11 protein-coding genes are annotated in these 11,779 nt (G+C 71.7%); 6 read left to right on the top strand and 5 right to left on the bottom strand.

Annotated features, from left to right (window positions below):
- Positions 1 to 66: 66 nt before the first annotated feature.
- From ACDF64_RS00360 to ACDF64_RS00350, 3 genes are all read right to left on the bottom strand, one after another.
- Entirely contained in the window at positions 67 to 357 is a 291-nt protein-coding gene (locus tag ACDF64_RS00360) for a WXG100 family type VII secretion target (protein ID WP_394552813.1), read from the bottom strand.
- A 124-nt stretch (positions 358 to 481) separates the two neighbouring features.
- Positions 482 to 1,525 (bottom strand): LacI family DNA-binding transcriptional regulator, encoded by a 1,044-nt coding sequence (locus ACDF64_RS00355; RefSeq protein ID WP_394552812.1) that lies wholly within the window; start codon positions 1,523 to 1,525, stop codon positions 482 to 484.
- 133 nt (positions 1,526 to 1,658) lie between these two features.
- A complete protein-coding gene (locus ACDF64_RS00350) occupies positions 1,659 to 2,513 on the bottom strand; it encodes an SMP-30/gluconolactonase/LRE family protein (RefSeq protein WP_394552811.1) in 855 nt (284 codons plus the stop codon).
- Positions 2,514 to 2,798: 285 nt separating this feature from the next.
- Between ACDF64_RS00350 and ACDF64_RS00345 the strand changes: the two genes are divergently transcribed.
- From ACDF64_RS00345 to ACDF64_RS00330, 4 genes are read left to right on the top strand one after another with little or no spacing between them, the layout of a single operon-like run.
- Positions 2,799 to 4,514 (top strand): IlvD/Edd family dehydratase, encoded by a 1,716-nt coding sequence (locus tag ACDF64_RS00345; protein WP_394552810.1) that lies wholly within the window; start codon positions 2,799 to 2,801, stop codon positions 4,512 to 4,514.
- Positions 4,514 to 5,602 carry a zinc-binding dehydrogenase gene (locus ACDF64_RS00340; RefSeq protein ID WP_394552809.1) on the top strand — a complete coding sequence of 363 codons (1,089 nt, stop codon included), beginning with the start codon at positions 4,514 to 4,516 and terminating at the stop codon, positions 5,600 to 5,602. Before ACDF64_RS00345 ends, ACDF64_RS00340 begins: the two co-directional genes overlap by 1 nt.
- The gene (locus ACDF64_RS00335; protein WP_394552808.1) at positions 5,599 to 6,366 is read left to right on the top strand and encodes an SDR family NAD(P)-dependent oxidoreductase; all 768 of its coding nucleotides are present in this window, start codon (positions 5,599 to 5,601) and stop codon (positions 6,364 to 6,366) included. Before ACDF64_RS00340 ends, ACDF64_RS00335 begins: the two co-directional genes overlap by 4 nt.
- A gap of 23 nt (positions 6,367 to 6,389) precedes the next feature.
- Positions 6,390 to 7,352: an aldo/keto reductase gene (locus ACDF64_RS00330; RefSeq protein ID WP_394552807.1), complete on the top strand. Its 963-nt coding sequence runs from the start codon at positions 6,390 to 6,392 to the stop codon at positions 7,350 to 7,352.
- A 54-nt stretch (positions 7,353 to 7,406) separates the two neighbouring features.
- On the opposite strand, the gene ACDF64_RS00325 is transcribed toward ACDF64_RS00330, so the two are convergent.
- Positions 7,407 to 8,477: an NAD-dependent epimerase/dehydratase family protein gene (locus ACDF64_RS00325; RefSeq protein ID WP_394552806.1), complete on the bottom strand. Its 1,071-nt coding sequence runs from the start codon at positions 8,475 to 8,477 to the stop codon at positions 7,407 to 7,409.
- 25 nt (positions 8,478 to 8,502) lie between these two features.
- The gene (locus tag ACDF64_RS00320) at positions 8,503 to 8,862 is read right to left on the bottom strand and encodes a tautomerase family protein (protein ID WP_394552805.1); all 360 of its coding nucleotides are present in this window, start codon (positions 8,860 to 8,862) and stop codon (positions 8,503 to 8,505) included.
- A 489-nt stretch (positions 8,863 to 9,351) separates the two neighbouring features.
- On the opposite strand from ACDF64_RS00320, the gene ACDF64_RS00315 reads away from it, so the two are divergent.
- A complete protein-coding gene (locus ACDF64_RS00315) occupies positions 9,352 to 10,713 on the top strand; it encodes an extracellular solute-binding protein (protein ID WP_394552804.1) in 1,362 nt (453 codons plus the stop codon).
- A gap of 108 nt (positions 10,714 to 10,821) precedes the next feature.
- Positions 10,822 to 11,778, top strand: coding sequence for a carbohydrate ABC transporter permease (locus ACDF64_RS00310; RefSeq protein WP_394552803.1), 957 nt, complete (start codon positions 10,822 to 10,824; stop codon positions 11,776 to 11,778).
- The last annotated feature ends 1 nt before the right edge of the window (position 11,779 follow it).

The following is an 11,779-nucleotide window of genomic DNA, read 5'->3' as shown; positions in this document are numbered from 1 at the left end:
GTTTCGCGGCCGGAGCGCGCGTGTTTCGCTCCTGTGACGATCCCGGTCCCGCGGCCGGTCCGCGGGTCAGCGCACGAAGAGGCGCGCGTTCGCGAGTTCCGCGTCGGCGTACTGCGCGGCGGCGACGCCGAGCGCGCGGCTCAGCGCCGCGAGATTCTCCTCGACGTGCGCCTGGGTCGTGCGCCAGTCGCCGACCGCGCCCTGGAAGGCGGTGGACGCCTGGCCGGACCAGCTCGACTGCAGCGCGGTCAGCTGGCCGACGAGGGCGGCGACCTCGGCCTGGACGCGGCCGATCGTGGCCTGGATGGACTGGGTGGCCGCCGAGACGTGCTCGCTGTCGACCTGGTAGGTGGTCATGGTCCGGTTCCTTCCGCTCGAGGGGTCGAGTGACCCGACGAATCTAGGAACGCGCGGACGCCCCGTCGCGGCGCGTCGTCGCGAGCGTGCCGTCTCGAGCCCCGTCGCCGATGGGGAGGACCGCTCAGCCGGCGTCGACCGCCGTCGGTGGCGGCGCGGTCGACTCGCGGACGACGAGGCTCGTGGAGAGCTGGATGTTGTGCGAGATCGGTGCGCGGCCCTCGGCCAGCGCCAGCACGGTCTCGACCGCCATCCGCCCGATGCCGATGAGCGGCGCGCGCACCGACGTGAGCTTCGGCGCGACCCACTCGGCCTGCGGCACGTCGTCGAAGCCGGTGATCGACAGATCCTCGGGCAGTCGGATGCCGCGGCGGCGCGCCGCCTCCATGACCCCGAAGGCGATCGAGTCGCTGCCGCACACGACCGCGGTGCACCGGACGCCCGAGTCGAGCAGCTCGCCGCCGAGCAGCACGCCCGATTCGAACGTGTACCGCCCGTTGCGGTGCAGCTGCGCCGACGTCGGGACGCCGGCGAGCTCGTGCGCGGCCCGGTAGCCCTGGAACCGCTCGATCGTGGGGGCGGAGCCGCTCGGCCCGCCGATCCAGGCGATGTCCCGGTGCCCGAGCGCGAGCAGGTGCTCCGTCACGGACCGCCCGCCCGCCCAGTCGGTCGAGCTGATGCTGACGATTCGCTCGTCGAAGCTGTCGACGGGGTCGATCGAGACGAGCGGGATCCGACGGCGCTCGGCGCTCTCGATCAGGCTCCGCGGCACCATGGAGGTGACCGAGATGATGCCCCGCGCGCCGCGGTTCGCGTCGATCCAGGCGCGCGCCGCGCGATCGCTCAGATCGTGGAACGCGGTGGGGTTGATCCGGACCACCACGTCGACGTCGTGTTCGGCGGCCGCGAGCACCACGCCCTCGAGGGTGAGGGAGACGTACGTCGAGGCGAGGTCGTCGAAGACGGCGACGATCGGCGGCTCGCCGTCGACGGTCGAGCGGTTGCCGGTGCGGTGGTAGCCCTCGGATTCCATGACCTCGAGCACGCGCTCCCTGGTCTGCGGCGCGACGTCGCTGCGACCGTTCAGCACCTTCGACGCGGTCGCCTGGGAGACTCCGGCGAGCTCGGCGACCTCGCGCAGCGTCGGCCGCCTGCGGGAACCCTTCACCCGAGATCCTTCCGCCGAAACACTTCACACCCTAGCGCCTGGGTCGCGGGCGTCCCCGCGCCCGGCTCGGGCGTGCCCGGCCGCTGAGCAGGATGCCCCGTCGGCGCAAGAGTTTCGAGGCCGGCCCGGCGGGTCATCCGATGAACCGCCCGACCGGAGCGCCCGCGATGCCGGCGTCGACGGCGAAGATCGAACCCGATGCGGGTTCGGCACCGGGCGCGAGGCCCTCGCGCGAGGTCGTGATGAACAGCGTGCGTCGATCGGCACCGCCGAACGCGCACGACGTCGTGTTCGTCGCGCCGGGCACGTCGACGATCGCGTCCAGCCGCCCCGAGGGGTCGTACCGCCGGACGCTGCCGCCGCCCCACATCGCGACCCAGAGTCCGCCGTCGACGTCGATCGCCATGCCGTCGGGCGCGCCGTCGTGCGGATCGAAGCGCACGATCGGGCGGGGTTCGACCAGCAGGCCGGCCTCGGCGTCCCAGTCGTAGGCAGTGAGCGTCGCCGGGCCGGTGTCGTTGTGGAACGCGGTGCTGCCGTCCGCGGACCAGACGAGGCCGTTGGGGATGGTCGCGTGCCGGAGCACGTCGTGCACGGAGCCGTCCGGGTCGAGCCGGTGCAGCACCCCGGCGCCGGGTGCGAAGTCGTACGCCATGGAGCCGCAGAGGAGGCGCCCCTGGGGGTCCACGCCCCCCTCGTTGAGCCGCAGTCGCGTGGAGGCGAACGCGGGCACGACGCGATCGACCTGCCAGTCGGCGTCCAGCAACGCGAACGACCGCTCGAGTGCGACGACCCATCCGCCGGCCTCCCTGCCCCGGATGACGGCCGCGGTGTCGCCGAGGTGGCGCCGCGTGAGCGTGCCGGTCGGCAGCAGGGTGAGCACGTCGCCCGCGAGCAGGTCGACGAAGCGGAGTCGTTCGTCGCGGTCGTCCCAGAATGCGCCCTCGCCGTGGTGCGCGGCGGCCGCGGTCACCTGTTCCGCTCGCATCCCCGTCTCCGTCCTGGGCGCATCCCGGCGCCGGCGTCGGCCGTCGACGTCGACGGCCTCCGACCGTTGTACCGGGTCGGAGGCAGGTTCGGCAATGTTCCGTTGGAAACGGTGCCCAGTTTCGGCACCCTACCGGGAGGAAGCCCCTGTTCGACGGGGCATCCGGCCCGAAAGAATTTCGTGCAGCAGTGTGATTGTTGCGACATCCGATGCCCGCGTCCTAGCGTGGCACTCGCCGCCCGGAGTGCCCGGCCGGCAGCCGAGCAGCACGAGAGCGATGGAGCGATGTCCGGACGACGAAGTTCGCAGTGGTATGCCGGAGACGGGCGCAACGCCTACCTCCACCGGGCGTGGATGCGGCGCGGCATTCCCTCGGACGCCTTCGACGGGCGCCCCCAGATCGCGATCGCCAACACCGCGAGCGACCTGACCCCGTGCAATGCGCACCTCGACGAGGTCGCGCAGGCCGTGAAGAACGGGATCTACGAGGCGGGCGGCATCCCGCTCAACCTGCCGGTCGTCTCCCTCGGCGAGACGCTCGTGCGCCCGACCGCGATGCTCTGGCGCAACATGGCCGCGATGGCGACCGAGGAGATGCTGCGCGCCAACCCCATCGACGGCGTCGTCCTGCTCGGCGGATGCGACAAGACGATCCCCTCGCTGCTCATGGCCGCGGCATCGGTCGACATCCCCGCGGTCGTCATCCCCGGGGGGCCGATGCTGAACGGCACGTTCCGCGGCGCGCCTCTCGGCTGCGGCACCGACGTGTGGAAGCTCAGCGAGGAGGTGCGGGCCGGCGCCATGTCGGAGCGACTCTTCCGCAGTTCCGAGTCGTCGATGATCCGCAGTCGCGGTCACTGCAACACGATGGGGACGGCGTCGACCATGGCCCTCGTGGCCGAGGCGCTCGGCACCACCCTGCCCGGCATCGCGGGAACGCCGGCGCCGGACAGCCGGTTGCTCGAGGCATCCCACGCCACCGGCCGGCTCGCCGTCGAGATGGTGGCCGAGGGCCGCACGCCGAGCCGGCTCCTCACCCGCGCCTCCTTCCACAACGCGATCGTGACCCTCGCCGCGATCGGCGGGTCGACCAACGCGGTCGTGCACCTGCTCGCGATCGCCGGCCGGCTCGGCATCGACCTGACCCTGGACGACTTCGACCGGATCGGCGCCGAGGTCCCCCTGCTCGTGAACCTCCAGCCCGCGGGGAAGTACCTGATGGAGGACTTCTTCCGGGCCGGCGGACTGCACGCCGTGCTCGACCAGGTGCGCGACCTGCTCGACCCGACCGCCCGCACCGTCACCGGGCGCCCGCTCGTCGACCACCTGGACGACCCGCGGATCTGGGACGCGGACGTGATCGCGACGCGCGACGCGCCCCTCAAGGACGACGCCGGGATCGCGGTGCTGCGCGGCAACCTCGCCCCGACCGGCGCGATCATCAAGCCCGCGGCGGCGACGCCCGAGTTGCTCCGGCACCGCGGACGCGCCGTCGTCTTCGAGTCCGTCGAGGACATGCGGGAGCGGATCGACGACCCGGACCTCGACGTCGATGCGGACTCGGTGCTCGTGCTGCGGGGCTGCGGCCCGAAAGGCTACCCCGGCATGCCCGAGGTGGCGAACCTGCCGCTGCCGAGGAAGCTGCTCGAGCAGGGCGTGCGCGACATGGTGCGGATCTGCGACGGCCGGATGAGCGGCACCGCCTACGGCACGGTCGTGCTGCACGTGACCCCGGAGGCCGCGGCGGGCGGCCCGCTCGCGCTCGTCGAGGACGGCGACGAGATCCTGCTCGACGTGCCGGCACGCCGGATCGAGCTGCTCGTGCCCGACGACGAGCTCGCAGCCCGGACCGTGCCCGCGGCGACGTCCGCGGCCTTCGCGGCGCCGACGCGCGGCTGGGAGCGGCTGTACGTCGACCACGTCGGACAGGCCGATCGCGGCGCCGACCTCGACTTCCTCGTCGGCTCCTCGGGGTCGGCGGTCGCGCGGGAGTCGCACTGATGCGCGCCGCGGTGCTGCGCTCGCCCGGCACGCCGCCCGCCGTCGAGGACGTCGAGCTCGCCCCTCCCGGGCCGAACGAGATCTCGGTGCGGATCGAGGCCGCCGGCGTCTGCCACAGCGACCTGCACTACATGCGCGGCGAACTCGTCTGTCCGCTGCCGGTCGTGCTCGGGCACGAGGGCGCGGGTGTCGTCGACGCGGTCGGACCGGGCAGCCGGTTCTCGGTCGGCGACCGGGTCGCCCTGATGTGGCGACCGCGGTGCGGCGAGTGCCGTGCGTGCGTGACGGGCGACCCGGTGCTCTGCGAGGCGGGTCCGCGCCAGGCGGCGAGCGGTGGCCTGCTGGACGGCACGTCGCGGCTCAGCCGTGGGGACGAGCGCGTGCACCACCTGCTCGGCGTCTCGTGCTTCGCGGAGCGCGTCGTCGTCTCCGACCGGGCCGTCGTGCGCGTGCCGGACGGCGTGCCGTCGCGGATCGCGGCGGTCGCGGGATGCGCCGTCGTCACGGGCGTGGGCGCCGTGCTCAACGTCATCGGCGAATGCGCGGGCGAGTCGATCGTCGTCTTCGGCGCCGGCGGCGTGGGCCTGTCGGCGGTGATGGGTGCGCGCCTGGCGGGCGCCTACCCGATCGTGATGGTCGACCTCGACCCGGCGAAGCTCGAGCTCGCGCGCCGCCTGGGGGCGACGGCCGTCGTCGAAGCTTCGGACGGCGGCGCCGTCGAGGGGGTGCTCGATCTCGTGCCGGGCGGTGCGTCGTGGGCGGTCGAGGCGATCGGCCGGCCGGAGACCATGCGTCAGGCCTTCGAGGTGCTCGCTCCGGCCGGCACGATGGTCGCGGTCGGACTCGCGGGGGTCGGCGAGTCGGTCTCGATCCCGATCAATCCGCTCGTGCAACGCCAGCGCCGGGTGGTCGGATGCCTCTACGGCTCCGCGAACCCGCTCGTCGACCTGCCGCGGATCTTCCGCCTGTACCTCGCCGGGCGCCTGCCGCTCGACGAGCTCATCGGCGCCGAGTACGCGCTGGACGACATCGTCGACGCCTTCGACGATCTGCGGACGGCGGTCGGACGCGGGGTGATCGTGCCGTGACGGGGTACGCGACCTATCCGAGCCTGCGCGACCGCGTCGCCTTCGTGAGCGGCGGCGCCACCGGGCTGGGCGCGGAGTTCGTGCGCCAACTCGCCGCCCAGGGCGCGCGCGTCGGCTTCGTCGACGTCGACGAGCGGGCGGGCCGAGACCTCGTCGAGCGCGGGCGCGAGGCGGGGCATCCGGAGCCCCTGTTCCTGCCGTGCGACGTGCGGGACGTGCCCGCGCTCCAGGCTGCGATCGGCACCGTGGCGGCCGAGTTCGGCCCGATCACGGTGCTGGTGAACAACGCCGCGCGCGACGACCGTCGGCGGGTCGCCGACGTCACCCCCGAGCTCTGGGACGAGTCGTCCGCAGTGAACCAACGCCACCACTTCTTCGCCGCGCAGGCCGTGTGGCCGATGATGCGCGATGCCGGCGGCGGTTCGATCATCAACCTCGGTTCGATCAGCGCGCACATCGATCTCGTCGACCTGCCGGGATACATCACCGCGAAGGCGGGCATCGAGGGCCTCACGCGCACGCTCGCGCGCGAGCTCGGCCCCGACCGCATCCGGGTGAACTGCATCATCCCGGGCTGGGTCATGACCGAGCGTCAGCTTCGCGACTGGGTGACGCCCGAGGCATCCGAGAGCATCGACCGCAACCAGTGCCTGCCGCAACGCGTGTATCCCGACGACGTCGCGCGGCTGCTGCTCTGGCTCGCGGCCGATGACTCGCGCTCGTGCACGGCTCAGAATTGGATCGTCGACGCCGGATGGATGTGACCACCGCAACGGAAGGAACCCGCATGACCGAACCCCTGCCGCGCCGCCGGCTCGGCCGCACCGGACTCGAGGTGACCGAGCTCTGCTTCGGCACCAGCCCGCTCGCGAACATCCCCGGCCTCTACGGCTACGACGTGACCGAGGAACGCGCCGTGGCGACGGTGCTCGAGGCGTTCGAGAGCCCCGTGCGGTTCCTCGACACGTCGAACGGCTACGGGCCCGACGGCGAGAGCGAACGCCGGATCGGCGAGGCGATCCGCCGGCGCGGCGGGCTGCCCGACGACCTCCTGCTCGCGACGAAGGTCGACCCCGACCCGGCGACCGGCGACTTCTCGGGCGCGCGCGTGCGCGCGTCGTTCGCCGAGAGCCTCGACCGGCTCGGCGTCGACCGCATCGCGCTGCTGCACTTCCACGACCCGGAGCGGATCGACTTCGACGATGCGATGGCCCCGGGCGGGGCCGTCGAGGCGCTCCTCGAACTGCAGGCGGAGGGAGCGGTCGATCACCTCGGGGTCGCGGGAGGCCCGATCGAGCTGCTCCGGCGGTACGTCGCGACCGGGCACTTCGACGTCGCGCTCACGCACAACCGGTTCACGCTCCTCGACCGCTCGGCCGAGCCGCTCATCGCCGACGCCGTGGCGCTCGACGTCGCCGTCCTGAACGCCGCGCCGTACGGCGGCGGCATGCTCGCGAAGGGACCGTCGACGACGGCCAGGTACGCGTACGGCGAGCGCGAGTCGGTGCGACGGGCGGCGCTCGAGATGGAGGCGGCGTGCGACCGGTACGGCGTGCCGCTGCGCGCGGCCGCCCTCCAGTTCTCGCTGCGTGAGCCGCGGATCGCGTCGACCGTCGTCGGCGTCTCGGCGCCCGAGCGGATCCGGCAGACGCTCGAGCTCGCGGCGTTCGGGATCCCGGACCCGCTCTGGGACGAGCTCGAGGCGCTCGTGCCGCCGCGGGACACCTGGCTCGACGCGCCGGAGGGGTAGCGTCCCGGCCGGCGGCCGGGCGGGGCGTCGCCGCGCTCCGCCCGCCCGGCCGGATCAGGCCGCGTCGGCCTCGTCGACGGATGGCTCCGGCGCGAGCGCCGCGAACGCCTCGCGAGACACGTGGTAGCCGCGGAGGAGGCGGTCGACGTATCCCTCGACGACCGGGTCGGGCCCGGTCTCGACGGGGTGTTCCGCCCGCCAGCGCACCATCTGCCGCGCCGCCCGGTGGAACGGGACGACGGGCGCGAAGCCCGGCACGTACCGGCGGATCTTGGCGTTGTCGAACACCGCGCTGTGCGCGAGGTCGCCGAGGATCAGGTCGGACCAGAACCAGTCGGGCGCCGCGAGCGGATAGAACTCGCTCGGCACGTGCACGAGCCGAGCTTCGACGCCGAGCGCGTCGGCGATCAGCGTGTAGATCTGGTTCCACGTGTAGACCTCGTCGGAGGTGATGTGGAACGCCTCGCCGACAGCGCGCTGGTCCCCCAGGAGGCCGACGAGGCCTTGCGCGAGGTCGTCGGCGTGCGTGAGCGTCCAGAGCGAGGTGCCGTCGCCGTGCACGACGATCTCGTCGCCGCGTGCGATGCGGTCGACGATCGTCCAGTCGCCGGGCAGCGGCGGATTCGCCTCGTCGTACGTGTGCGAGGGGCGCACGATGGTCACCGGGAACCCGTCGTCGGCGAACCGACGCATCAGCACGTCCTCGGCGGCGAGCTTGTCGCGCGCGTACTGCAGGTACGGATTGCTGCGTGCGGCGGACTCCACGATCGGGGTCTGGAGCACGGGCTTGCGGTAGATCGACGCCGAGCTGATGTAGACGTACTGCCGGGTTCGGCCGGTGAACAGGTCGGCCATGCGTGCGGCATCCTCGGCGCCGTACGACAGGAAGTTCACCACGGCGTCGAAGCGGCGGTCGCCGAGGGCGGCGACGACGGATGCGTCGTCGGTGATGTCGCCGGTGAGCAGTTCGACCTCGGCGGGCAGGTCGCGGCCGCGCTGGTTGCGGCCGCGGTTCAGCACCGCGACCTGCATGCCTGCCGCGACCGACCGGCGCACGCAGGACGCGCTGATGGTGCCGGTGCCGCCGAGGTAGAGCACGGAAAGGGGGGTGGTTCCGGGGTTCATGCGATCCTCATTCTCTTGCGGGGGGTCAGGGCCGTCCGGCGTACCAGTCCTCGAACGCGTTCTCGGAGACACCGATCAGCACGTCCTCGGCTCGGATGCCGATCGCGCCGAGCTGCTCGACGACGGCGCGGTAGAGCGACTGCTTCGTCGCCACGCTGTAGAGGTGCACCATCACGATCCGGATGACCACCAGGCTGCGACGGTCGACGTCGCCGAAGGTCGGGTCGAACTTCAGCTCGCCGGGATCGTGCGGCCGGAACACCTGGAACAGGTCGTTCGCCGGGATGCCGAGTGCGTCGATCTGCGCCTGGTGGATCGCCGCGCTGATGCGCTCGTGCTCGGCGTCGTACAGGCTGCGCTCGAGGTCGACCTGGATGAGGGGCATCGTCTCTCCTTCGCGAGGCGCCGCTGCCTGCCGAGTCGGTCGCGCCTCTGAGCCGCCCGGCGCGGCCATGCTATCGAGGTCATGTTTCGGTGGCAACTTTCGATTGGGAACGACCGGATTTCCCGTCGTGATCCCCGATGAAATGCCCGGAATTGCGGGCATCGCGACGTGATCCGGCAGTCCGCCGGCCACGCGTGCGTCTCGCCAGCGGTGTGGCCTGGAATCGAAAAGGTTTCGGATTTCGGAGAAATACTTGACGGCAAAGATTCGGCGCCCGTACGGTGTGGCTCGTTGCGATGGCGGGAGCTTCGGCCCGGTGCGAGACGACGGTGTCGAGCCTGTGATCGGACGAGCACCACGGTGTCTCCGGCGACGCATCGCCGGCCGCCTCCCGTCCGAAGCCCCGCCATCGTGACACCGGGCGCGCAGGAGCGCGACCGGGAGGCAGCCGGGCACGAAGGTGTGCCGGCACGGTCCCCAAGGAGAGCTATGTTCACAGCACGGCCTGCAGGACGGTTCCGCGTGGTCTCGGTGGCCGCGGTGGCCGCCGTCGCCGCGCTCGCCCTCGCCGGATGCGCGCCCGGCGCCGCCCCCGGCGGCGCGGAAGGCGACCCCGAATCGGGCACCATCGACTGGTGGGGCTGGACGCCCGACGTGACGATGGCCGAGGCGTACATCGCGGCGTTCAACGAGGAGTTCCCCGACATCACCGTCAACTACAAGCAGGTCCCGATCGAGGACTGGGAGGCGGCGCTGCGGCCGGCGCTCTCGTCGCCCAGCGGACCGGACGTCTTCGGCGTCCAGCCCGGCTCCCGCGTCGACGCGTTCAAGTCGTTCGCCGAGGACCTCACCCCGCTCGCCGAGGAGGCGCTCGGTGCGGACTGGCAGGACAAGGTCTCGCAGATCGGCATCGACGGCCTGACCGCCGACGGCAAGCTGGTCGCGATGTCGGTGGGCGCGGTCTACGCCGGCTCGCTCTGGGTCAACCAGGCGCTCTTCGACGAGTACGGCCTCGAGCACCCCACGACGCTCGACGAGTGGGTGGAGGTCTGCGAGGCATTCCGCTCGCACGGCGTCGGATGCTTCGTCCAGGGCGCCTCGCAGGAGGGGTTCGACCAGGACACCCTGCAGGCGATCGCCGACAGCATCGAGCCCGGCGTGTGGACTGCCGTGTCCAAGGGCGAGAAGCAGTGGGACGACCCGGTCATCGTGCAGACCTTCGAGATCTGGAGGCGACTCTTCGACGACGGGATCATGCAGCCCGGTGCGATCGGCTACGCCCAGTACCCCGACGCGAACAACGACTTCATGGCCCAGAAGTTCGCCATGGTCATGATGGGCACCTGGTACATGCAGTACGCCACGACCGCCGGCATGCAGGGCGCGATCGAGGCGGCCGGCGTCGCGGACCCGAAGCCCTTCCCGCTCGTGCCGATCGAGTTCCCCGACGTCGCGGGCAACGGCAACTCGCCCGGGTACTTCGGCGACGCCGACTACGGGCTCGCGCTCAACGCGAAGTCCGACAACAAGGCGGCTGCGCGCACCTTCATCACGTGGCTGACCACCAGTGAGCAGGGCCAGCAGCTCGTCGCCGACCGGCTCAACAACATCCCGGCGCTCAAGGGCATCACGCCCGACTGGGACGCGATCGACCAGCCCTTCGCCGAGGTGCAGAAGCCGGCCGTGCAGAAGCTGAGCGAGCAGGTCGTCGAATCGGGCGAGGCCCGCTTCCTCTGGCTGGACCAGGAGGAGCAGGACGCCATCCTCGACGCCGCCGTCTCGGTCGCGGAGGGCACCGCGACGCCCGAGGAAGCCGCGAAGAAGATGCGGGACACCGTCGGGTCGCGCTGAGCGCCGACCGAACCTCGACCGGGTCCGGTGCGCACCGCGCCGGACCCGGCCCCGAATCCCCGCCGACCCGAGGCCGGCACCACACGACGCGAAGGAGCGGCAGTGGTCGTGACCCAGACACCGACCGAACCACGACGGACCTCGCCGGCAGCGGCGGACGACAGCGACCGAGGGTCGCAGCGCTCGTCCAGGGCGCGACGGCGCCTGCACCCGCCCGGGTTGCCGTGGATCCTCCCGGGGCTCGTCGTCTCGGTCGGGGTCCTCTACTACTGCATCGGCTACACCGGCGTCATCTCGACCTGGGATTGGGACGGCCTGAGCCCGAACCCCACCCCGGTCGGCCTCGACAACTACGTCCGGATGCTCGGCGACGAGGTCTTCTGGATCGCGATCCGCAACACCGTCGTGTTCTTCCTCGTGACCTTCGTCATCCAGACCGCGCTCGGCATGCTCCTCGCCGTCCTGCTCCACTCGCGCATCAGGCTCGCCGTGGTCTACAAGGTGATCGTCTTCATCCCGGTCGTGCTCGCGCCGGCGATCATGGCGCCCGTGTTCCGGCAGTTCTACGCCATCGACGGCACGTTCAACTGGATCCTGGAGCACGTCGGCCTCGGCGCGTTCGTGCAGCCGTGGCTCGGGCAGTCCAGCACCGCGCTCTACGTGCTCATGGCCGTCACCGTGTGGCAGTGGACGGGGCTCACGTTCGTGCTCTACTACGCGGCGATGGGACAGATCGACCCCTCGATCCTGGAGGCCGCCCGGATCGACGGCGCCGGCAACCTCCGCGTCATCACCAGCATCATCTGGCCGAGCGTCCGGGGCACCACCATCGCGCTCGGCATCCTCGGCGCGATCGGCGCGCTGAAGACGTTCGACTGGCCTTGGCTCGTCACCGTCGCGGGTCCCAACCACGCCACCGAGTTCCTCGGCACGATCATCTACCGGCAGACGATCCCGAACTACCACGTGGGGTACGGCGCGGCCGTGTCGATCGTGCTGCTCGTGCTCGCGGTCGTGTTCGCCGTCATCATCCGGGTCCGCGGTCACGAGAGGACGAAGGGCTGAT

Source organism: Agromyces sp. MMS24-JH15 (assembly GCF_043518605.1).
GTDB lineage: Bacteria > Actinomycetota > Actinomycetes > Actinomycetales > Microbacteriaceae > Agromyces.
The sequence above is the reverse complement of the archived record's forward strand: the minus strand, read 5'-3'. Positions and strand labels throughout refer to the sequence as shown.

Coding starts and splice junctions, on each gene's coding strand:
- ACDF64_RS00340 (WP_394552809.1), top strand. CDS start 4,514: ATGCGCGCCGCGGTGCTGCGCTCGCCCGGCACGCCGCCCGCCGTCGAG.
- ACDF64_RS00325 (WP_394552806.1), bottom strand. CDS start 8,477: ATGAACCCCGGAACCACCCCCCTTTCCGTGCTCTACCTCGGCGGCACC.
- ACDF64_RS00330 (WP_394552807.1), top strand. CDS start 6,390: ATGACCGAACCCCTGCCGCGCCGCCGGCTCGGCCGCACCGGACTCGAG.
- ACDF64_RS00360 (WP_394552813.1), bottom strand. CDS start 357: ATGACCACCTACCAGGTCGACAGCGAGCACGTCTCGGCGGCCACCCAG.
- ACDF64_RS00350 (WP_394552811.1), bottom strand. CDS start 2,513: ATGCGAGCGGAACAGGTGACCGCGGCCGCCGCGCACCACGGCGAGGGC.
- ACDF64_RS00320 (WP_394552805.1), bottom strand. CDS start 8,862: ATGCCCCTCATCCAGGTCGACCTCGAGCGCAGCCTGTACGACGCCGAG.
- ACDF64_RS00315 (WP_394552804.1), top strand. CDS start 9,352: ATGTTCACAGCACGGCCTGCAGGACGGTTCCGCGTGGTCTCGGTGGCC.
- ACDF64_RS00345 (WP_394552810.1), top strand. CDS start 2,799: ATGTCCGGACGACGAAGTTCGCAGTGGTATGCCGGAGACGGGCGCAAC.